Here is a 21,795-nt window from a genome sequence, read left to right on the forward strand (position 1 = left end):
GGCACGGAGGGCGGTTTGTCTCTAAATCACATTTAGCCGATACTTCAGATAGGTTTGTGCCAGAAGGGCTATTTTTTGCGGATTTGGCACCCGAATTCGTTCGTTCTGGATGCGGGAGGCTGATAACCGCTTGATTTTGTTGAACAGCGTCTGGTAATACATATAGGCCAGATAAACACCCATCCGGGCACCACGTGGCAAATTCATGATGCCAATATAGGCCTCATCGAAATCCTGCTGAATATCAGCTTCGATATGTTGCTTGGTGGCGCTACAAAAATCTTTAAAATCAACACCGGGGAAATACGTACGTCCCCGATCCACAAAATCACTTTTTAAATCGCGCAGGAAATTCACTTTTTGAAAAGCTGAACCCAGCTTTCGGGCTGGCTCGCACAGTCGGTCAAACTGGTCTTTATCGCCTTCGCAGAACACGCGTAGACACATCAGGCCCACTACTTCGGCGGAGCCGTAAATGTACTCATCATAACTATCAGCATCGTACTCCTGTTGATAGAGGTCCATTTCCATGCTTTTCAGGAAGGACTCGATCAGCTCATGTTCAATTTTATACTCTTTGACAATCAACTGGAACGATTGCAGGATGGGGTTCAGACTGATTCCCTCTTCGATAGCCTGATACGTATCGTGCCGGAAGCGTTCGAGTAGCGTTTTTTTGTCGAATTCATGGAACGTATCGACAATCTCATCAGCGTAGCGAACAAATCCATAGATGGCGTAAATCGGCAGGTGGAATTTACGATCTAGTGTCTTGATACCCAGCGTAAACGACGTACTGTACCGCTCGGTAACAAGTTTACTACATTCCAGTGCAGTTGTGTTGAACAACGCCATCATAGCGTAAAGAGGTAAAGGTTAAGTCTGTAAGTTAATGAAATTCTTTAGCAACCTCATCCGCCACAACAAGGCCCGAAATCAGCGAAGGCGGCACACCCGGTCCCGGCACGGTAAGCTGACCGGTGTAGAACAAGTTGTTCACCCGTTTGTTCTTTAAAGCTGGTTTTAAAAGCGCTGTCTGTCGTAACGTATTGGCCAGGCCATAAGCATTTCCCCGAAACGCGTTGTAATCACTTTTAAAATCGCGGTGTGCGTAACTACGTTTATAAACGATGTGATTTCGAATGTCTTCACCTACATACGCTTCGAGCCGGTCCATTAAAAGATCAAAATAATGCTCGCGCGTTGCTTCGTCGTCGGTTAAATCGGGAGCCACCGGAATCAGCAGAAACAGATTCTCGCAGCCTTCCGGTGCTACACTAGAGTCGGTTTTCGACGGAGCCGACGCGTAAAACAGGGGTTTAGTGGGCCAGCGTGGCGTTTCGTAAATCTCCTGAGCGTGTAGCTTGAAATTTTCGTCGAAAAAAAGATTATGGTGCTGTAGTCGCGGCACTCGTTTGTTAATGCCTAAATAAAATAGCAGCGATGATGGCGCCATCACCCGGCTCTGCCAATACGTATCACTATAGTTACGATACGTAGCGTCGACAAGTTTGGATTCAACGTGATGATAATCGGCACCGGCCACCACTACGTCGGTTTCGAAAATTCCCTGATCGGTCACTACTTTCTGCACCTGGTTTTTCACTACGTCGATTTTCTGAACGTTCTGATTCAGAAGAATTTTTACGCCTTTTTCTTCTGCCAGGCGGACCATTGCCTTAACAATTTCGTGCATGCCACCCAATGGATACCAGGTGCCCATTGCCATCTCGGCATAATTCATCAGGCTATACATTGCAGGCGTATTTTCGGGCGTAGCTCCCAGAAAAAGCACTGGAAATTCGATGATTTCGAGTAAACGGGAATTTTTAAAAAACTTGCGGGCGTGAATAGCAAACGACTGAAATACGTCCAGCCGTGCTACGTCGAAAAGCAATTTCAGGCTAAGAAATTCGGTAATCGAGCGGCTGGGTTTCCAGACGAACTGGTTCATACCCACATCGTATTTATAGGCGGCCTGTTTCAGAAATTCGCGCAGTCTGATACTGCTACCCGTTTCCATCTGCTCAAACAGTGCTTCAATCTGGGGCATCCCTGCCGGAATATCCACTACGTCGTCGGGTCCGAAAATGACGCTGTACGATGGGTCTAGCCGGATGAGGTTATAATAATCGGAAGGTTTTTTACCGAAACGGGCAAAATAATTCTCAAAAATATCGGGCATCCAATACCAGCTTGGGCCCATGTCGAAGGTAAACCCCTCAGCCTGAAATACGCGGGCGCGGCCACCGGGCGTACTATTTTTTTCGAGAATGGTAACGTCGTAACCTTTATCGGCTAGACTGGTCGCAGCGGCCAGCCCGGCAAATCCGGCTCCGATAACAAGAATACGTCGGGGCATTAGTATGGGTTAATTGATTGAGCGGCTATGTCTGGTAAGTGTTTGTGGATGGGATTTGTTTGCTCGAAGCTATCGGATTTTACCGCCCCCAACCCCCTCCTGTTTTAGGAGGGGGTTGGGGGCGGTCGCAGAGCAAGTAAACACGTTTCGGCTATTAACTCAAACCGCTATCTAAAAATACCTGAAAAATTTTTTGAAATTATTTTGAAAAAAGCGTGACGAGACCGTCTTGAGCAAGAAAAAACGTATCAGAAATCAGGTTTTGAACCTGATTTCTGATACGTTTTTTTAGGATACTAAATACTAGCTACGCTATTCCTGCCTTGTTCAGGCTATTTTGCTAAAAGATTGATTTTGAGTTATATAAACAAAAAAAGTTGGAGGGAATTCCCTCCAACTTTTCGAACCTTCCTCTTTTTTAACCAAAAACTACTCAATCAATATTCCTTAGACGGAGCATGATTGAAAAAGTATCGCTATGCATTGTAATATGCATAAACTTTTAGCTGATCTTTCAATTCCTTACGGGCAATGTGAATCCGATTTTTCACGGTGCCGATGGGGATATTTAGTTTGGCAGCAATCTCGTGGTATTTAAAACCACGGAAATGCATCATGAATGGAGTCTTATAGGTATCGTCGAGCCGATTCACAGCCCGGTTAATATCATCCTGAGCAAATGACGAATAAGCGAGGTTATCGGTGCTGCTTTCAGTTGAGTTGATGTAGTGTAAGTTGTCCGTCGTGTCGATAAAAGTGTTCTTACGTAGCATACGTTGATAATTAGTTATGAACGTATTTTTCATAATGGTGTATAACCACGCCTTAAGGTTTGTACCGTCCGTATATTTATCGCGATTGGTAAATGCCTTTAACAAAGTATCTTGTAACAAGTCATTTGCGTCTTCAACATCTTTCGTCAGACGGAGCGCGAATGGGCGCAGAGATTTCGATACTTTGCCGATATGATGGGTAAATTCGAGAGCGGTCATGGTCGTTTAAGTTTTTCCTGTTGAATCAAATCTATCAGGCTATCAGACAAAAACATAACCAGTCTTTTCGAAAATCAGATTGTTGCTTCAAATTATGGGATAATTGGCTGATAGTGACTACTTTAAATAGGTGTTAAAATATTTTTAATACCTATATACGTTTGTGGAATTTAGTGTAGAGTGTGGAATATTTCCCCCATACTGTGGAATCTTAAGCCACTCATTTGTGGAATCATTCATGATTTTTCTTAAACAGAAAGAGTTTGGTAATGAATAACTAAAAAGGTGCACTAGTTTACAGTATTACGTTGATTATTAGCGTATTGCTTATGATTTAAGTATTATAAGCGATTAATTAAGGCAAATACTACGTTGACTTTCGTCGCGTAGCGGCCTAACGTAACATGAATATTGGATTAATCAACATATTGCTTCCTCGTGGGGCTTGGACAGGCTCAGCCTGACAGTCTATTTAGTTGGTTAACTCAAGCTGGCTTGTCAGGCTGAACCTGTCCAAGCCCCACGAGGAAGCAATGCGCTGTAAACGAATTAGTTAACCCCCTTGCCAACCCCTTATTCACGTTACGTTTGTTCGCTACGCGACGGTAACTGATATAACAAGCGTAAATAGCTATAAACATTAGCCGGGTCGTCGGAGCGGTCGCTACGCGATGAAAAGCTATATCATCTAAAAATTACACCAGCCCTTCTTTTAACAGATCGTGTAAGTGCACAAAGCCTCTGAGATGACCATCTTCGGCAACAATTAATTGGGTGATGTTACGTTCCTGCATGAGTTGCAGAGCTGCCACGGCGTAATCATCAGGCGTTACGCAGACGGGCGAAGGCGTCATTACGTCACGCGCACAAAGTTGCCAGAACGATTCGTGTTGATAGGCCATCCGACGAATATCGCCGTCTGTAACGATACCGGCCAATAAGCCCTGGTCGTCAACGATGGCCGTTGCACCGAGCCGATTTGCTGAAATATTAAAAATCAATTCCCGAACGGGCGTATCGGGCGATACGTGTGGACACTGGTTGTGGGGAAAAATATCAGCAACTTTCAAATAAAGTTTTTTGCCGAGTGAGCCGCCTGGATGATACCGGGCAAAGTCCTGTCGGGTGAATCCGCGCCTTTCGAGGAGACAAATCGCCAACGCATCGCCAAGTGCTAGCGCAACCGTAGTGCTGGTAGTTGGGGCTAGGTCCATGGGGTCGGCTTCGCGTTCGGCGTAAGCATGTACTACGTAGTCGGCGTGTTGTGCCAAATAGGATTCGCGCGCGCTCACGAGGGCAATCAGTCGAACACCCGTACGTTTGAGCAAGGGTAACAATACCTTAATTTCGGCCGTATTGCCACTTTTTGAAATCACAATCACTACGTCGTTGTCCTGGATCATGCCCAAATCGCCGTGAATGGCATCGGCCGCGTGCATAAACAGAGCAGGAGTTCCCGTAGAATTTAACGTAGCAACGATTTTCTGCCCGATCAACGCACTTTTACCTACGCCCGTCACCACCAGCCGACCGGTTGTATGCAGGATCACATCGACTGCGGCATCGAACTGGTCGTCAAGCAAATCGGCTGCTTTTCGAATGGCTTCGGCTTCGGCTAAGAGTACCGAATGCGCAATCGTTTGCGTATTTTTTACTACTTTCAATATTAGTTTTGTTTATCAAGACCCGTTTGCTACGTATATTCGCTAACTTTATAAAGCAAAGATACGCCAACAGAAAGAGTAAAGTAACTTTTGTACGATTTGTAGAATGATGCAGGTTGATGAGTCAGTCCATGCGACGCTTAAAGAGCGATTAAAAGAAATTTTTGGGTACGGTCAGTTTCGCGGAGAGCAGGAAGCCATTATTTACAGTATTATGGCGGGTCGCAACACATTTGTTATCATGCCCACAGGGGCCGGTAAATCACTGTGTTATCAATTGCCCGCCATTGTTAGTGATGGCACTGCGGTCGTGATTTCGCCCCTAATTGCCCTGATGAAAAATCAGGTCGACCAACTGAATGCTTTCGGTATCAATGCCCAGTTTCTGAATTCGACCTTGTCGAAAGCGGAAATGAACAAGGTTAAAAAAGACACGCTCAACAGCTCGTTGAAGCTTCTTTATATTGCGCCCGAATCGTTGACGAAGGAAGAGAATTTGGATTTTTTAAAGAAAGCCAATATTTCATTCGTTGCCATTGATGAAGCGCACTGTATTTCCGAATGGGGTCACGACTTCCGGCCCGAGTACCGGAAAATACGGGGTATTGTCGATAACATTGGCAACCTTCCCGTGATTGCACTTACCGCTACGGCTACGCCTAAAGTGCAGCAGGATATTCAGAAAAACCTGCAAATGGAAGACGCGAATCTGTATAAGTCGTCTTTCAACCGGAAAAACCTGTATTACGAAATCAAGCCGAAAGTTGATGCCAAAAAACAGCTTATCAAATACGTTAAGCAGAATAAAGGCAAATCGGGGATTGTGTATTGCCTGAGTCGTAAGACTGTCGAAGAAATTGCCGAACTGCTGAGTGTCAATGATATAAAAGCACTTCCTTACCACGCTGGCCTCGACCCGCAAACGCGCATGCATAATCAGGATGCCTTCCTGAACGAAGATGTCGATGTAATTTGCGCGACCATTGCGTTCGGTATGGGTATCGATAAGCCGGATGTTCGGTTCGTTATTCACTACGATGCGCCCAAATCGCTCGAAGGATATTATCAGGAAACGGGACGTGCCGGACGCGATGGGCTGGAAGGTAACTGCGTGATGTTTTACAGCTACGACGACATCGTGAAGCTGGAAAAGTTCAACAAAGACAAGCCGGTTACTGAGCGTGACAATGCCAAACATCTGCTCCACGAAATGGTGTCGTACGCCAATCTGGGTGTTTGCCGCCGTCGGCAGTTGCTAGGCTATTTCGGTGAGTTTCTAGATAAAGATTGTGGTTTCTGCGATAACTGCATGAAGCCGACCGAAAAATATAAGGCGCAGCATGAGGTAGTACTGGCCCTACAAACTGTTCTTCAAACCGACCAGCGCTTCGACGTAGCGCACCTGGCCGACGTATTAACGGCCACCCACAACCAATACGTAACCAGTTACGAACACGACCGGCTCGACGTATATGGAAAAGGACGTGAGTTTAACGAAGACTGTAATTTCTGGTGCTCACTCATCAAGCAGATTACCATTTATGGATATCTGGAAAAAGATGTGGATAACCATGGCATTCTGAAACTGACGCAACGGGGTTTGAATTACATCGAAGACCCGTATCCAATCAGCCTCTCGAAAGACCACGATTATGAGCAACAAACGACCGAGACCAGAGAGGATGACGATAAAGACTCATCGCCGTCATCAGGAGGAGTAGCATATGACGAAGAATTACTCGGTTTATTAAAGGCGCTTCGGAAGAAGATTGCCAAAGAAAAAAACCTGCCGCCCTACGTTATTTTCCAGGAGACATCCATGGAAGAAATGGCGACGACCTATCCAACCACGCGGGAAGAAATGGCCCAGATTAATGGCGTTGGGATGGGTAAGGTGCAGAAATTTGGTCGGCCGTTCATTGACCTGATTACTAAATACGTTGAAGATAATGAGATTGAGACGGCGAAAGACGTAGTAGTGAAGTCGACCGTCAATAAATCGAAAGTCAAGATTTTCATTATTCAGCAAATCGACCGGAAGATCGATTTAGACGAAATCGCCGAATCTAAATCGCTGTCGATGGAAGATTTGATGGAGGAAATCGAACACATTTGTTATTCGGGTACTCGATTAAATCTTGATTATTACATTAACCAGGTAATGGACGAAGACCGGCAGGATGAAATCTACGACTACTTCATGCGGGCCGAAAGCGATAATATCGCCATCGCCATGCGTGAATTTGGAGGAGATGATTTCACCGAACAGGATTTGCGGCTGATGCGCATCAAATTCCTGTCGGAAGTAGCTAATTAAATGAAAAATGTACAATGTATAATGGATAATGCTTGCTGACACTGTCATTTTGCATTGTTCATTATACATTATTCATTCCATAAATGAATATACTAATACTGGGGTCGGGTGGGCGCGAACACGCTTTTGCGTGGAAAATGGCGCAAAGCCCGCTGTGTGATACGTTGTTTGTAGCTCCCGGAAATGCGGGAACAGCACAAGTCGCTACCAATCTACCCATTGCTTTTACGAATTTCTCGGCAGTGGCGAAGGCCATTCGCGACCACAAAATCGACCTGCTCATTGTTGGACCAGAAGAGCCGTTGGTGAAAGGTATTGTCGATTTTCTACGTAATGACCCTAAATTAACCAACCTACGTATCGTTGGACCTGATGCAAAAGGGGCTCAATTGGAGGGAAGCAAGGATTTCTCCAAACAATTCATGCTACGTTACGGCATTCCGACGGCGGCTTCACAAACGTTTACAGCAGAAACGCTTCAGGAGGGATTAACGCACCTCGAAACGCATGCATTACCCGTTGTGCTGAAAGCGGATGGATTGGCGGCTGGCAAGGGCGTGATTATAGCTGAAACAGCAGTTACTGCCCAGGGGGCTCTTCGGGAAATGCTGGAAGAGCAGAAGTTTGGCGAGGCTGGCAGCAAAGTGGTTGTGGAGCAATTTTTGCGTGGTATCGAACTGTCGGTTTTTGTACTGACCGACGGTGAAAACTATAAAATTTTGCCCGAAGCCAAAGATTATAAACGTATCGGCGAAGATGATACAGGGCCAAATACGGGAGGGATGGGTGCCGTTTCGCCAGTGGTGTTTGCCAACAAAACGTTTTTGAAGAAGGTTGAAGATAAAGTTGTAAAACCGACTCTCGACGGTTTGAAGCAGGAAGGTATTCGTTACCAAGGATTTATATTTGTCGGATTAATGAAAGTGAATGGTGAACCTTACGTTATTGAGTATAACGCACGCATGGGTGACCCTGAAACTGAAGTGGTGTTACCACGTATTCAAACCGACTTTGTTGAACTCATGGTGGCTACGGCCGATGGAGAGCTGGAAAAACTCGATGTACAGGTATCTCCACAAACGGCCGTAACGACTGTGCTGGTATCGGGTGGGTATCCCGGTACGTATGAAACGGGTCAGGTTATTTCAGAATTAGATCGTCTGGACGACGTAATGGCGTTTCATGCCGGCACGCTGGCCAAAAATGGCGACGTAGTAACGAATGGCGGACGTGTACTGGCCATAACGGCACAGGCAAACTCGCTCGAAAATGCCGTCCGAAAGTCGCAGGAAGCGGCCCGGATGGTGCAATTTGATGGAAAACAGTATCGCCGTGATATCGGGGTCGACCTGATACGGTATGCTGACTAACTGACTGAGTTATAAGGTTATAAGGTTGTAAAGTTATAATGTGAATGGAATTAAGTTGACGCAATAACTATACAACCCTACAACTCGACAACTCTATAACGATATATATATGAGTTGTAAATCCTGCGCCACTGGCGGGTGCGGCACTCAAAGCGGAGCATCCAACGGTCAAAAAACGGCTACAGTAGGATGCGGAAGTGGCGGGTGCAGTACTGGCGGTTGTAATAAATTAAATTCGTTCGACTGGCTGAGCGACATCGCCATGCCCGGTATGAAACGATACGACGTAGTGGAGGTGAAATTTAAAGGTGGACGTAAAGAATACTACCGCAATGTTCACCAACTCGACCTCACTACCGGCGACTACGTAGTAGCCGAAATGCAATCGGGCTTTCACATTGGTGCCGTATCTCTCCAGGGTGAACTGGTACGTTTACAGGTGAAAAAACGGGGCGTCAAAATTACCGACGACACCAAAGTGATTCACCGAATTGCTACGCCAAAAGATATGGAACGGCACGAACAGGCCGTGCTACGTGATTTGCCCGCCCTTTACCGTTCTCGCGAAATCATTCGTGAACTGAAGCTGAGCATGAAGCTGTCCGACGTTGAGTTTCAGTCGGATAACAGCAAAGCTACCTTTTATTATTCCTCCGAAGAGCGCGTCGATTTTCGGGAGTTAATCAAAATGCTGGCCAGCGAATTCAAGGCACGTATCGAAATGCGCCAGATTAGTTTGCGGCAGGAAGCGGGCCGCTTGGGCGGAATTGGTTCCTGCGGGCGCGAACTTTGCTGTTCTACCTGGCTCACCGATTTCAAAAATATTGCTACGTCGGCGGCTCGTTACCAAAACCTGTCGCTCAATCCGGCGAAACTGTCGGGGCAATGTGGACGGTTGAAGTGCTGCCTGAATTACGAGCTCGATACGTATATGGACGCTCTCCGCGATATTCCAGCTATTGAGAAACCGCTGGAGACGCAGAAAGGCAAAGCGTATTTGCAGAAGACGGATATTTTCCGAAAGCTGATGTGGTTTGGCTACGGAGCTGAGAGTACGTGGCATCCGCTGCCTATCGTCCGAGTTCTTGAAATTGTTGAATTAAATAAGAGAGGAGTTATTCCTGAATCATTTGACGTACTGACGCCCATCGGCGAAAAAGAGCCATCGGTACCAGCGACCCTTAACAGCGATTTGCAAAAATTAGACGCCAAGTACAACTCACGTTCGCCCAATAAAAAGAAGAAGAAGAAACCCAGAGGGAATTAATCATTTTTTGTTTGGGCCAAGCTGAAGCTTGGCCCAAACAATTTTACTAAAAGTCGCCAGAGTAAAAGGGGCTGAAGACGTAGTAACTGCTATCACGCTTGGCGAGTTTAGGGGCGGTCTGGACGTAGAGCACAAATCGATGAGCTCGGTTAGAACCATCGGTCCATTCGTAAAAAGGCCGCTCGCGGGTGTATAACTTGTCAACTTCCCGGATGTGTACTCCTTCGATACGTTTAGGTTCAACGGCGAGGCCATTTATCAATACGTCGATATCGGTGGCGTATTCATCGTATAGCTTCAGGTAATCGTCTTTGGTACGGGTAACAAACGCATTCTTATTGCTGAAAAATGTAGCTTCCATCAGTTTGTTCATGGAAAAGCTATTAGATTCTCCAAGTGGATGCTCTGAAACAGCGTTTGCCAACAAAAACTGTTTCCAACGTAATCGAATTTGATTCGGAGTTGGAGTTTTATGAGTTGTGCTCACAAAGATTCGATACAATTCAGGGTATCTTTCAGCTCCTTCGATGTTCTCCCACTTCTGATAAATCAAGATTTCATTGGTATTCTCAAACGAAACAGTAGACAAGTCCGCTAGTTGTGATTCCTGCGCATTAATGAAAAGTTTGATTGGCAGGGTCGGGTCTTTGAGGTCCAGATGATTATTCCGAATACACAAAATATCCGGATAATGAGTTGTAGGCGAAGATTTAAACAATATGACCCGACCTTTATAACGTATTGTATCAGGTTTTGTGTAGTCAGCTACGAGAGCCGACTCGCAGAACCAGGGCAAATCCGGCTGGTCGAGTTGGTTGGCTAATACACGTGTCGCATTTGTGAGCGGAAATATGGCCTTTTTTTTAGTCGAAGTTACTTCAGTTTGCGATGAATGTCGACACGCAAATGCCATAACACTCATAACGGCCATCCAGGCAACGTAGCGCCACCAGGTTGCTGAGCCAGAACGCTGGCTGTTTATCATGTCGATACGTTGCCGCAGGCCGGAGCCATTGAAACGGTTCGTGAATGAGTACATAACATTCTATTCTTCAATGGTGTAGATCAGAATTGCTGATATGAAGGATTCTTTGCTTTCAGAGTTTTGTTGTGATTTTTTGACAACGGAGTAGAGTTGATTGACCTTCAATTTTCCAATAGACTCAGGCGTAGCAGCTTCATTATTAACAAAGACTTTTACGGCTCCTAATCGTTCATCAATAGTTAACGTACCATCGTCCTTGACGACTACTCCACTGCTACGGGTAGTTTTATTCTTGAAAAATTCCTTCGAATAGCTTGATGATCCACTCCCTAAATCTTTGAATTTTTGCTCTCCATCTGAAAGTAAATAATCCAGGCGATGTTCCCTGAAAAACTGAGCGGCAGCATTTTCTTCAGCAAGAGCAGTCTTTCGGAGTGATTCAGGTAAATTATCTCCGTAATAGCGAAGTGAGCCTGTGCCGCGATAGCCGACATTTCTGCCAATCCCTATATATCCCGCAATCGTCTCAATAGGCTTGTTACCCGTTTGTAGCTCATTCATGGTCGTACGTGCACCCTGATCTTTAACTGAGAAGATAATTCGATTAATATGAGTATAGAATAGGTCAAACTTAATCTCATTTATCTGCATACTATCGCCGTGTTTGGCAAACTCCTGACGCATCACAGCAAAATCGTCAAACGTAGTTTTTGGGGTAACAATCCAGTAAAGCCGATTGCCCTGATAAGCCATATAGCGAGAAGGACTTGAACGTAGCGAATCGACTTCTACACTACGTTGAACAGAATCTGCCTGTACTTTAACAAGTTGTGATGAGGGTTTAATTGTAGACGTAGCAACTTCAGATTTAATGATTGACTTACTGTCAGGGATAGAAATAATCTCTCCGGGCTGCATTACTACGTTGGGGGTGCCACTTAGCGTAGTAATTGTCTCGACGATGGGTTGCGGAACGTAGCGTTTTATTGTCTCCACGTGCTTATGACGGGCAAAGGCCGATGCTATGGTCAGGGCTGCCAGCAAAAAAACAGGGTATTTGAGCCAGGAAATGGCAGCCGATTCTTTTCGATTCAACATAGCAATTCTGGATTTAAGCTGCGACTTGCTAAAGTGATTTGTAATACCGGATGAGTTGGCTAATAAGCTTACTTTCAATAGATTATATTGATAGGCTTTTGGGTCGATTCCTTCCTGTAATACGGCATGATCGGCCCGGAATTCGAGCGTCTGGTGAATCAGATATCGGAACAGATACGCGGCTGGGTTGAACCAAAAAACGATGGAAATCAACTCTGAGCCTAACATATCGATGCTGTGACGTTCGCGTACATGCACGCGCTCGTGTCGGAGAATTTGTTCTAGTTCTTCGGGTGTATGCTGTGTCGGATTGAGAATTACCCAATTAAAAAAAGAGAACGGAGAATCTACCTTTTCACTCTGGACCAGCGTAAAATCGTCGTATGACTCATGACTCGAATGGCGAATGAGTTTCCAAAGGGATAACAACTGCACACCAAATCGAATAAATAGCACCAGCACTACTAATAGATACAAGGCTATCAGGCTCAGTTGCCACGTCCAGACGTATCGTTTGGGCTGCCCATCGAATGCCTGATACGTCCTTTGGTTCGGAAACGTAATCGTTACGTCGGGTGAAGTCGGTTTGGGTAATACGTGTGGAACAACAGCCTGCGCGGTTCGTTGCATTACGTTACGTACCTTTTGCGGTCGCCAGTCGGGTAGTTCGAGCAATGGCAGGACGAGCGCACCGGCCAGACCTAACCACAAAGCCAGCCGATTGGCACTAAAAAACGTTTCGCGACGTAGCAGTACGTAGTGAGCAAGACTTACAACCGCCAGCAGGCCATTAGCTAATACAACGTAGCGCAGGATTTCCATTTCGCTATTTTTTTTGTTCGATCATCGCTAGAATTTCACGCAACTCGTCGGCCGAAATTTTTTCTTTCTCCGCAAAATAGCTGACCAGATTTTTGTACGAACTGTCGAAATATTGCTCTACCACTTTCGTCAAAACGAACCGGTTCTGGTAAGCTTCTTTCGTAATAATAGGGTAGTACTCATGGGTATTACCATAGGCCCGGTGGCCTATGTAACCCTTCTCTTCGAGGTTTCGGACAATGGTCGAAACGGTATTATAATGCAGGGGTGGATCCGTAAACTGCGGAACCATGTCTTTTACGTATCCCTGCTCCATTTTCCAGAGCACCTGCATCACTTCTTCTTCTTTGGCAGTTAGCTTTTCCATAAAACAAACTTAAAACTATTTTTCTCGTTTACAAACTATTTGTGTAGTTTTTATAATTTGAAAAGCCAGCCTTGCAATCGTAGCTTTGCCAATTATTTGAGTGAACTATGAAACAGTGGATTGCAGGACTGATGTTGTTAGCGCTCGTTACGAGTTGCGACACGAATGCTGTTTATAAAGAATATACGGATATCGATGAGGGGAAATGGTTCATCAAAAATGCGCCGTCGTTTACCTTCCAGATTGACGATGCTACCGTACCGTATAATATTTACTACAACCTACGTAATAGCCTGTCGTATGGTTATTATAACCTATATCTGACTCGGTATCTACGCGATGAATCGGGGAAAGAGATGGAATCGCGGCTGGACGAGCTTATTCTAATGGACCCCAAAACCGGCAAACCCAACGGCGACGGTCTCGGCGACCTTTTCGATCACAAGTTTCTGATGAAGCGCAATTACCGTTTTCCGAAACCGGGCAAGTACACCATGCAGATTCGGCAGTACATGCGTCAGGACCCCTTGCTTAATATTCTCAGTGTAGGCATCACCGTCGAAAAAGCCGCGCCGACTCGTTAAATGACGTAGCGTTTTTTGTCATGCTGCTTTTTGTCATGCTTCCGCTTCGGCGGCCCGGCTTCGTCAGCATGACAAAAAGCAGCATGACAAAAAAAACACATTGCCTACCCTTCAAGTAAGAAATGCTCATCGGATTACTACGTAATAACTGGTTCTTCTTTCTTCCCTATGCGTTTTTGCTAGTGGTTGTCGGCGTATTGCAATTGGTTTTTACGCAGGAACAGTTGATGCAATGGATAAACGTGCGAAACAACCCGCTTGGTGATTGGGTGTTCCCGTACGTTACCTATATGGGCGATGGCGCATTCTACGTAGTGGTTTGCGTGGGGCTGCTTATTTATAATCGACGTATCGGTTTTATGGCTTTTGCCAGTTTCGCGCTTTCTTCATTGACGTCGTTGTTTTTGAAAACCGTGATTTTTCCCGGTTCACTACGTCCGCTACGTTACTTTGAACATTCGACGTTTGAATATCACATTATTGAAGGCTTAGACATTTACAGCTATAATAGTTTTCCATCGGGGCATACCACCACGGCATTTGCTATGTTTTTACTGCTTGCTTTGATGGACTCACAAAAAAAACGAGGCTTAGTTTTTCTGTTTCTGGCGGCTATAACGGGTTATTCTCGCGTATATCTGTTTCAGCATTTCGTTGAAGATGTGTACGCTGGCTCGCTTGTGGGCACAATTTCGTCGTTATTGATTTATGTTTTGATGTGGCCTTGGGTAATAAAGAAAGAAAATGATGGCGCGATTTAGCCAGCCTTTTGCCTACCTTTGTTATAGACTCCCGCGAACCAATGCCTACAGGGAGTCGTTACTTCATTACTGACTACAACCAACGCGCTTCGACAACTCTCTCATGAGCGACGCCATCAAACACGAATGCGGCATTGCCCTAGTTCGGCTCCGCAAACCATATCAGTATTACATCGACAAATACGGCACTCCACTCTACGGAGCCAACAAACTCTACCTGCTGATGGAAAAGCAGGTGAATCGCGGTCAGGATGGAGCCGGGATCGCAAATATCAAAATCGACGTACCACACGGCCATCGCTACATCAGTCGGTACCGTTCCGTCGACCAGCGTCCGGTGACGGATATTTTCGAGAAGGTCAACAAGAAATTTCGTAAGGCACTTAAAGGCAATAAAGAAAAGGCCAAAGATGCCAAATGGCTTCAGGAGAACGTAGCATTTACGGGCGAAGTCTGGATGGGGCACCTGCGTTACGGTACGCACGGTTCCAACGAGATCGAAAACTGCCACCCGATGCTACGTCAGAGTAACTGGCGCAGTCGAAATCTGGTGGTCGCGGGCAATTTCAACATGACCAACGTAGAGGAGTTGTTTGCAAAACTTGTCTCGCTGGGTCAGCATCCGAAGGATAAGGTTGACACCGTTACGGTGATGGAAAAAATCGGCCACTTTCTGGACGAAGAAAATCAGCGAGTATTTGAGCGATTCAAAAGCATCTACGAAAATCCCGATTTGTCGGATATTATCGAAGATAATCTTGACTTACAGCGGGTTCTACATCGTTCGTGCCGGGATTTCGACGGTGGCTACGCGATGGTAGGTATGACAGGTTATGGAGCCGCGTTTGTGGCACGTGACCCGGCGGGTATTCGTCCTGCTTATTATTACGCTGATGATGAGGTAGTTGTGGTAGCGTCAGAAAAGCCAGCTATTAAAACGGCGTTCAACGTCGAATACAGCGCGATTCAGGAAGTGAAACCTGGCCATGCGCTCATTGTCGATAAATATGGGGAGTATCTGGAGCAGCAATTCGTGCAGCCCATCGAGAAGAAACCCTGTAGTTTCGAACGTATTTATTTCTCGCGGGCAACTGATCCTGACATCTACAACGAGCGCAAAATGCTTGGGAAGCTGATTATCCCGCAGGTGCTCAAGGAAATCGACTTCGATCTCGAAAATACCGTTTTCTCCTACATCCCTAATACGGCCGAAACAGCTTTCTTTGGCATGGTAGAGGGGCTGGAAGAATACCTCTATAAGCAGCGGAAAAAAGCCATTATGGAAGGAATTCTGTTCGAGGAGGAGTTAGATCGCGTCTTGTCGTTCCGACCACGTATCGAGAAACTAGTTTCCAAGGACGTAAAGCTTCGTACCTTTATTGCTGACGATGCGCAACGCGATGACATGGTATCGCATGTGTACGATACTACGTTCGAAGTCATCAAGAAAGGAAAAGACAACGTAGTGGTTGTGGATGATTCCATCGTGCGCGGTACTACGTTAGAGAAGAGCATCCTGCGTATGCTGGACCGGCTTGGTCCCAAGAAAATAATAATCGTGTCGTCGGCCCCGCAGATTCGGTTCCCCGATTGCTACGGCATTGATATGTCGAAATTTAAGGAGTTCATTGCGTTCCGGGCGGTACTCGAATTACTACGTGACCGTGGTCAGGAATATTTGCTGGAAGAAGTATATGCGCAATGCGTAGCGGCTATCGAATCGGGCAACGCGTCTCAGCAAAACCACGTACAGGCGCTTTTCGATGTATTTACGAACGACGAAATCTCCCGTAAAGTATCCCAGATTGTTACGCCACCCGATCTGAAAGCAGAAGTAGCTGTTGTGTATCAGACAGTTGACAATCTGCACCGCGCCTGCCCCAATCACTCAGGCGACTGGTATTTTACGGGTAATTACCCTACACCTGGAGGAAACAAAGTTGTGAACAAGGCTTTTGTTAACTTCATGGAAGGAAAATTAGTGCGGGCGTATTAGATTGTCATGGAGTGGCAGGTAGCAAGGTGCATGGGGCGCGGCTAAGCACCTCCCGGCTCCGCGCTTCCTGCCACTTTTTATTTCTCCCAGGCCAGTGCGTTCACATTGGCTCCAATCTTTTTACCTTCACTCAGGCCGGTTTCGTTGTCCTGTTTTGTATGGATATTGCCATAGAAACGCGAATCGGCTGATTCTTGAGCTGCCTGAGTAAACGACATAAAGGAACGAGCCTTAAACTCAATATTACGTAGTGGGTCAATAGGTCGGCCAACGTGTGAATCGTCGGTAAAAGCGAAGTTCTCACCATACATAGCCGTTAGTACTGTTGCGGCCGACGAAGACTGAGTTGCGTGACCCGAAGGATAGCCTGGAAACGGTGGTGCTGGCCAGAAAGGCACCCAGGCAGGATCGATGGCTAACCGGACATACGTGTAGGGGCGAAGATTGTTGTAAACGAATTTGCAGCGCCAGCATAAAATAAATGCGTCGGCAACAGCAATGCCGGTACGTGCAAATGTTTCAACGGCTTTCGCCAACGTAGCGTTTGACGTTTGAATGGCAATGCGGGCGAGGCTGTACGAGTGGCCTGGCGGTGTAAAGGTTTCAGCTGGGTTATCGGCCCACCAGACGGCAATTTCCTTTTCTGTATCTGTCAGGCTTTTCGATTTGTTGTAAACATCCAGATATTGTGCGAACACGGCCGATTTTACATCTGTAGAGTGGGGTAAAGGACGCGGCATAGGCAGATCATTATTAGCCTTCACAAATGTTCTGACTTTGCCCCAGTAAGGCTGCATCGGAATCTTCTGCCCATTTTCAGTAGGTTGCCAGAATCCACCGCCTATCGGCACTACGTAGCTCGCCGGAAAATTTCGACTGTAGCCTTCGTGACCACCGTCCGTCTTCGACCATTCGAATAATGCACCAGCAATTTGCTTTCCGAAAGCAATCGACCGTTGATAAACTGCTTCGTCGGCGCCCTCCTTATATGCTTCCTGTAAGGCTGTTTCAAGCGAATCAATTGTCGCTTTATTAGCAGCGCTCGTGGTCGGATATAAATTTTTAATGATAGCCGCTTCAGCTGCATTGGCGCTCAGCGCCCAGTTATACGCCTGTCCCGCTTCTGGCTGAGGCAACGTCGTCAATCCATTAAGTTGTCCGGCAAGTGATTTTCGACTGGGTATGCCAGGAACAGTCGCTTCATACATAGCTACACCGGCATAGCCGTACGCCCGAGAGGCAACCGGTGGCGTAAATCCAGGCGTTGTTTTGGTTAACTTTAATTGAAGATCAGCCCATTTAGTTGCTACGTCGCTACTATAAAATTCAGCTGATTTACCACTTACTGTCGGTGAAGCTGGCTGAGTCGGTTCTGGCTCGATTTTACAGGCTTGGATTAAAGCAGCCAGAAGAACAGTAACGAAAATGATACGTTGGTTACCTCGGCTTTGAGACGTAGTATCAACGCCAGTATTGATACGTGTAAAATTATGAGCCATAGTAATTTACGAATATTAATAGACTATTTAGGGAGAATCGACGCACGTAGCGTTGCTAGGATTTTAGCAAAAACATTGCCAGAGTTGTATCCAGAATAGAAGAAAAGAATATAACATTAACTCTATGAAATTCGGACAAATACTATTTATCCTTTTCGTATCTGCGATATACAGTTGGGCGACTTTCGATGTAATTTTGGTAATACGTAACGCAATAATCTTATCTGATGCGCATTCCCGAGGAAACTGTAGAACGAATCCGTCAGGCTTCTGATATACTTGAGGTAATCAATGATTTCGTCTCGTTAAAAAAACGAGGAACGAACTATATTGCCTGCTGCCCGTTTCACAACGAGAAATCGCCTTCGTTCAACGTTAATCCCAGTCGGCAGATTTACAAATGTTTTGGTTGCGGAAAAGCGGGCGATGCCGTGCGTTTTGTGATGGACATTGAGAATATTGGCTATGGCGAAGCGCTACGTTATCTGGCTAAAAAGTACGGTGTCGAGATTGAGGAGCAGGAACAAACGCCGGAAGAGTTTCTACGTCAAAATGAGCGCGAAAGTCTACTTATTGTACTCAATTTCGCCAAAACGTTTTTTCAGGAACTACTTACAGATACGGACGAAGGAAAAAGCATTGGCCTGAGTTATTTCCGGGAGCGAGGATTCACAAATCCGACTATCGAAGCCTTTGAATTAGGCTATTCACTAGATGCCTGGGACGCTTTACTTCAGGAAGGTCAACGCCGGGGTTATAGCCTTGATCTACTTGAAAAAGCGGGCTTGATTCTAACAAAAGAAAGAGAGGGGGGAGGCAACCGCAAAACTTTCGACCGATTTAGAGGGCGGGTCATGTTTCCCATCCACAACGTATCGGGCCGGGTTATTGCGTTTGGGGCACGAATCTTAAAGGTCGATAAGAATCAGCCAAAATATCTCAATTCACCCGAAACGGCTGCTTACCATAAAAGCCAGGTGCTGTATGGTATTTTCCAGGCGAAGCAAACCATTCGTCAGGAAGATGTTTGCTACCTGACCGAAGGTTATACCGACGTGATATCGTTGCACCAAGCGGGTATTAAGAACGTAGTGGCCTCATCGGGTACGTCGTTGACAACGGAGCAGATTCGATTGATTTCCCGCTTCACGCCCAACGTAACGATTCTCTACGATGGCGATGCGGCTGGTATCAAAGCAGCACTACGTGGTCTGGATATGGTACTAGAAGAAGGACTAAATCTACGATTGTTACTATTGCCCGATGGTGAAGATCCGGACAGTTACGTTCATAAAGTTGGGGCGGAAGCGTTTAAAACCTACATCAAGCAGCACTCGCAGGATTTTATCGATTTTAAGGCCAATCATTGGCTGGCTGAAGCTGGTGATAATCCTCTCAAAAGAGCGGAGGGTATTTCAGATGTTTGCGCCAGTATCACCAAAATTCCTGATCTGCTCAAACGACAAACTTTATCACAACGTGTTGCTCAGGTTTTTCATGTTAGTGAGCAATCTGTCATTTCTGAAATAAACCGATTACTACGTAAGCAACAGGAACAGCAGCATAAGGATTTAGAACGTCAGCAACGTAACGCAGGTAACAGACAACAATCTTCAAGTAATACTTCAAATTCCCCTAGCCAACCGTCTCTTGATGATATAAATGCATTACTAGACGGGTTTAGTATAGAAGATACACCGGAAACTGAAATCGAAAATGCGGCTCTCAGCGCCCCAAATATTCCACAAGAAACGCGGCAGCTTGTCAGAACGCCACTGTCTTATCAGGAGGAAGAATGTATCCGTTTACTAATGAATTATGGAGCAAGAGAGCTAGAACCAGGTATCACAGTTTGTCAATACATTCTTAGCGAATTACACGAAATAGACTTTCAGACAACGCCATTCAATTTAATACTGACTCTGTTTCGGGAAGCCTATAACCGAGGGGATATTTTAACAACAAATGACTTTCTGGATCGACAGAGTATTGATGATACGTTAATTCAGCAACAGGCTATCAACCTGACGACCCCACGATACGAAATCAGTAGCGGGTGGGAAAAACATGAGATCTTTGTCCCTTCTGAGGAGGAAATTTCTATTTTAGCCGATTCAGCGTATCGAAATATATTACGTATAAAAAAAATGCTTGCTGAACAGCGTATGGCCTCGTTACAGCAGTTGCTGCGTGAGTCGGGTAATCAGACTCCTGAGGAAGCAGATCAGCTTTTAACCGAGTTTATGCATTTCAAACGGATTGATATGCATATATCCAATTTGCTGGGTACAGTAATCTCTGCTTAAAGTAATACTTTAAGTATAAGCTATAAAAAAGCCCCAGTCTGAGAGTCAGACAAGGGCTTACCTTTATCAATAGGGACGGTTGAACACTATGCTTGCGCTACCGTAGAGATCGTAATCAATTCGGCATCGATTTCACGGCTCATCTCGCGCAGTAATATTGCATGTGAGCGAAGTTGGCCAGGTTTTGATGGAAGTGCTGAGCGACCAGATTGCTGGTTACCCATATCGAGGAACAATGTCATTAAAACATCGCCCATATGCTGACGCAAATCCATTAATTTACGCAAATGGGCACGGTTTGCACTAGACTGCCGACGTGTGGCGCCTTGTAGACTACCAATTACCCGAGTTAGTTTAGCATAACGAGCGTGGAATGCATCAGTAGCTGTTGCCCATTCCAGAATCATTTTTTCCATTTCGGATGGTGTAGCTTCGTAGTTAGATGACTTATTATCCTGATTCATTGCCTTCGCTGATAAAAATTTTTAATTCTTTTTTTTCGCTTTGATGAATCAAATATATTCTCTCAAAATACCTTAAATCAAGTCCTTTTGCGTGAAATCACCATTTCACCGGATGAAATCACCAAAAACACCCAGCCGATCTGTATGAAATCACACCGGGAATTAATGATTTTCTTGAACTGTTGTTAACAAACATAAAATATGTGTGTTATCTTCAATCTCCCATAAGTGTAAGACAGTCATGAATAATTCAACTATTAGCCAGGAGGCTAATAAAAAATTCGCCATTCGTAGGCGTGATTTTTCGATTCTCGTTGCACAATCAGAACTCTTTACTTGTGAGGTGCTAAGCCAGCTTCTCAAAGAACAGGGGTATAACGTAGTTGGGCGAGCAGTCGAAATGGAAGATACGCTCCAGCAGATTAGAGTAAAACGCCCTCAGTGTGTAATTCTGGAATCTGAAATTTCAGGCCAGCGCGGCTTTGAAATTGTTCAGGAAATGAGGCAGGCAAATCCGCAGACAAAATTCATACTTTATACTAGTAAACCCGACCTGCGGATTGTTGCAAATGCAATGCAAATGGGTTTCTATGGATTCCTATATGCATCGGATGGATTAGATGAATTATATCGCTGTTTTCAGACCGTCAGTGATGGTGGGTGTTATTACAGTAATGGCTTTATGAATTTACTCCGAAATTATGGAGTAGAAGTTATGGCTGAACAAACCCGGAAAGAGTTAAATCGACTCACTGAACGGGAAAGAGAAGTACTGCGTATGATTGCCTATGGTCATACAGCTACTGAAATTGCAGAAGTCCTGGGTATCAGTTATCGAACGGCTGTTAATCACAAAACACACATTGCCCGAAAACTAGAATTAAGCAGCTGCCGGCAACTACCCCGATACGGTATTGCTGTAAAAAATTATCTCTAAAAAT

The 21,795-nt window shown here is 45.5% G+C and carries 17 protein-coding genes; 8 read left to right on the top strand and 9 right to left on the bottom strand.

Translation table 11 applies throughout. The features are described from left to right. Positions 1-21: 21 nt before the first annotated feature. The 4 genes from IC229_RS10665 to IC229_RS10680 all read right to left on the bottom strand — a co-directional run bounded on the left by IC229_RS10665 (position 22) and on the right by IC229_RS10680 (position 5,018). Positions 22-858: a phytoene/squalene synthase family protein gene (locus IC229_RS10665; protein ID WP_190886950.1), complete on the bottom strand. Its 837-nt coding sequence runs from the start codon at positions 856-858 to the stop codon at positions 22-24. Positions 859-889: 31 nt separating this feature from the next. Then, positions 890-2,362 (bottom strand): phytoene desaturase family protein, encoded by a 1,473-nt coding sequence (locus tag IC229_RS10670; protein WP_190886951.1) that lies wholly within the window; start codon positions 2,360-2,362, stop codon positions 890-892. 476 nt (positions 2,363-2,838) lie between these two features. Then, complete coding sequence (locus IC229_RS10675) at positions 2,839-3,354, bottom strand: RNA polymerase sigma factor (RefSeq protein WP_190886952.1); 516 nt, start codon at positions 3,352-3,354, stop codon at positions 2,839-2,841. 695 nt (positions 3,355-4,049) lie between these two features. Further along, complete coding sequence (locus IC229_RS10680) at positions 4,050-5,018, bottom strand: KpsF/GutQ family sugar-phosphate isomerase (RefSeq protein ID WP_190886953.1); 969 nt, start codon at positions 5,016-5,018, stop codon at positions 4,050-4,052. A 106-nt stretch (positions 5,019-5,124) separates the two neighbouring features. Here IC229_RS10680 and recQ point away from each other — a divergent pair, with 106 nt between their 5' ends. The 3 genes from recQ (at position 5,125) to IC229_RS10695 (ending at position 9,972) form a co-directional block, all read left to right on the top strand. After that, a complete protein-coding gene (recQ, locus tag IC229_RS10685; protein ID WP_190886954.1) occupies positions 5,125-7,335 on the top strand; it encodes a DNA helicase RecQ in 2,211 nt (736 codons plus the stop codon). A gap of 83 nt (positions 7,336-7,418) precedes the next feature. Beyond that, positions 7,419-8,705 (top strand): phosphoribosylamine--glycine ligase, encoded by a 1,287-nt coding sequence (gene purD, locus IC229_RS10690; protein ID WP_190886955.1) that lies wholly within the window; start codon positions 7,419-7,421, stop codon positions 8,703-8,705. 109 nt (positions 8,706-8,814) lie between these two features. Further along, entirely contained in the window at positions 8,815-9,972 is a 1,158-nt protein-coding gene (locus IC229_RS10695; RefSeq protein WP_223833952.1) for a PSP1 domain-containing protein, read from the top strand. A gap of 46 nt (positions 9,973-10,018) precedes the next feature. Here IC229_RS10695 and IC229_RS10700 read toward each other — a convergent pair whose 3' ends face one another. The 3 genes from IC229_RS10700 to IC229_RS10710 are packed head-to-tail and all read right to left on the bottom strand — an operon-like array spanning position 10,019 to position 13,244. Further along, entirely contained in the window at positions 10,019-11,011 is a 993-nt protein-coding gene (locus tag IC229_RS10700) for a hypothetical protein (protein WP_190886956.1), read from the bottom strand. 6 nt (positions 11,012-11,017) lie between these two features. Further along, positions 11,018-12,877, bottom strand: coding sequence for a M56 family metallopeptidase (locus IC229_RS10705; RefSeq protein ID WP_190886957.1), 1,860 nt, complete (start codon positions 12,875-12,877; stop codon positions 11,018-11,020). A gap of 4 nt (positions 12,878-12,881) precedes the next feature. Next, complete coding sequence (locus IC229_RS10710; RefSeq protein WP_190886958.1) at positions 12,882-13,244, bottom strand: BlaI/MecI/CopY family transcriptional regulator; 363 nt, start codon at positions 13,242-13,244, stop codon at positions 12,882-12,884. Between the two features lie 107 nt (positions 13,245-13,351). Here IC229_RS10710 and IC229_RS10715 point away from each other — a divergent pair, with 107 nt between their 5' ends. The 3 genes from IC229_RS10715 (at position 13,352) to IC229_RS10725 (ending at position 16,585) form a co-directional block, all read left to right on the top strand. Beyond that, on the top strand, positions 13,352-13,828 hold the full coding sequence (locus IC229_RS10715; RefSeq protein WP_190886959.1) for a gliding motility lipoprotein GldH: 477 nt from the start codon (positions 13,352-13,354) through the stop codon (positions 13,826-13,828). Positions 13,829-13,950: 122 nt separating this feature from the next. Further along, positions 13,951-14,589: a phosphatase PAP2 family protein gene (locus IC229_RS10720; RefSeq protein WP_190886960.1), complete on the top strand. Its 639-nt coding sequence runs from the start codon at positions 13,951-13,953 to the stop codon at positions 14,587-14,589. 103 nt (positions 14,590-14,692) lie between these two features. Continuing rightward, a complete protein-coding gene (locus IC229_RS10725) occupies positions 14,693-16,585 on the top strand; it encodes an amidophosphoribosyltransferase (RefSeq protein WP_190886961.1) in 1,893 nt (630 codons plus the stop codon). A 77-nt stretch (positions 16,586-16,662) separates the two neighbouring features. Here IC229_RS10725 and IC229_RS10730 read toward each other — a convergent pair whose 3' ends face one another. Continuing rightward, positions 16,663-18,084, bottom strand: coding sequence for a vanadium-dependent haloperoxidase (locus IC229_RS10730; RefSeq protein ID WP_190886962.1), 1,422 nt, complete (start codon positions 18,082-18,084; stop codon positions 16,663-16,665). Between the two features lie 227 nt (positions 18,085-18,311). Here IC229_RS10730 and dnaG point away from each other — a divergent pair, with 227 nt between their 5' ends. Then, positions 18,312-20,390, top strand: a complete 2,079-nt coding sequence (dnaG, locus tag IC229_RS10735; RefSeq protein WP_190886963.1) for a DNA primase — start codon at positions 18,312-18,314, stop codon at positions 20,388-20,390. Positions 20,391-20,476: 86 nt separating this feature from the next. Here the strand turns inward: dnaG and IC229_RS10740 are convergent, their stop codons facing one another. Then, positions 20,477-20,854 carry a hypothetical protein gene (locus tag IC229_RS10740; RefSeq protein ID WP_190886964.1) on the bottom strand — a complete coding sequence of 126 codons (378 nt, stop codon included), beginning with the start codon at positions 20,852-20,854 and terminating at the stop codon, positions 20,477-20,479. A 241-nt stretch (positions 20,855-21,095) separates the two neighbouring features. On the opposite strand from IC229_RS10740, the gene IC229_RS10745 reads away from it, so the two are divergent. Beyond that, positions 21,096-21,791: a response regulator gene (locus tag IC229_RS10745; protein WP_190886965.1), complete on the top strand. Its 696-nt coding sequence runs from the start codon at positions 21,096-21,098 to the stop codon at positions 21,789-21,791. Positions 21,792-21,795 lie beyond the last annotated feature (4 nt).

Source organism: Spirosoma profusum (genome assembly GCF_014699005.1).
GTDB lineage: Bacteria > Bacteroidota > Bacteroidia > Cytophagales > Spirosomataceae > Spirosoma > Spirosoma profusum.

Excerpts from the sequence above, each read along its gene's own strand:
- IC229_RS10725 (WP_190886961.1), top strand. The coding sequence starts at position 14,693 with ATGAGCGACGCCATCAAACACGAATGCGGCATTGCCCTAGTTCGGCTC.
- IC229_RS10745 (WP_190886965.1), top strand. The coding sequence starts at position 21,096 with ATGAATAATTCAACTATTAGCCAGGAGGCTAATAAAAAATTCGCCATT.
- IC229_RS10740 (WP_190886964.1), bottom strand. The coding sequence starts at position 20,854 with ATGAATCAGGATAATAAGTCATCTAACTACGAAGCTACACCATCCGAA.
- purD (WP_190886955.1), top strand. The coding sequence starts at position 7,419 with ATGAATATACTAATACTGGGGTCGGGTGGGCGCGAACACGCTTTTGCG.
- IC229_RS10705 (WP_190886957.1), bottom strand. The coding sequence starts at position 12,877 with ATGGAAATCCTGCGCTACGTTGTATTAGCTAATGGCCTGCTGGCGGTT.
- IC229_RS10700 (WP_190886956.1), bottom strand. The coding sequence starts at position 11,011 with ATGTACTCATTCACGAACCGTTTCAATGGCTCCGGCCTGCGGCAACGT.
- IC229_RS10675 (WP_190886952.1), bottom strand. The coding sequence starts at position 3,354 with ATGACCGCTCTCGAATTTACCCATCATATCGGCAAAGTATCGAAATCT.
- IC229_RS10670 (WP_190886951.1), bottom strand. The coding sequence starts at position 2,362 with ATGCCCCGACGTATTCTTGTTATCGGAGCCGGATTTGCCGGGCTGGCC.
- IC229_RS10730 (WP_190886962.1), bottom strand. The coding sequence starts at position 18,084 with ATGGCTCATAATTTTACACGTATCAATACTGGCGTTGATACTACGTCT.
- IC229_RS10665 (WP_190886950.1), bottom strand. The coding sequence starts at position 858 with ATGATGGCGTTGTTCAACACAACTGCACTGGAATGTAGTAAACTTGTT.
- IC229_RS10720 (WP_190886960.1), top strand. The coding sequence starts at position 13,951 with ATGCTCATCGGATTACTACGTAATAACTGGTTCTTCTTTCTTCCCTAT.
- IC229_RS10710 (WP_190886958.1), bottom strand. The coding sequence starts at position 13,244 with ATGGAAAAGCTAACTGCCAAAGAAGAAGAAGTGATGCAGGTGCTCTGG.
- dnaG (WP_190886963.1), top strand. The coding sequence starts at position 18,312 with ATGCGCATTCCCGAGGAAACTGTAGAACGAATCCGTCAGGCTTCTGAT.
- IC229_RS10715 (WP_190886959.1), top strand. The coding sequence starts at position 13,352 with ATGAAACAGTGGATTGCAGGACTGATGTTGTTAGCGCTCGTTACGAGT.
- recQ (WP_190886954.1), top strand. The coding sequence starts at position 5,125 with ATGATGCAGGTTGATGAGTCAGTCCATGCGACGCTTAAAGAGCGATTA.
- IC229_RS10695 (WP_223833952.1), top strand. The coding sequence starts at position 8,815 with ATGAGTTGTAAATCCTGCGCCACTGGCGGGTGCGGCACTCAAAGCGGA.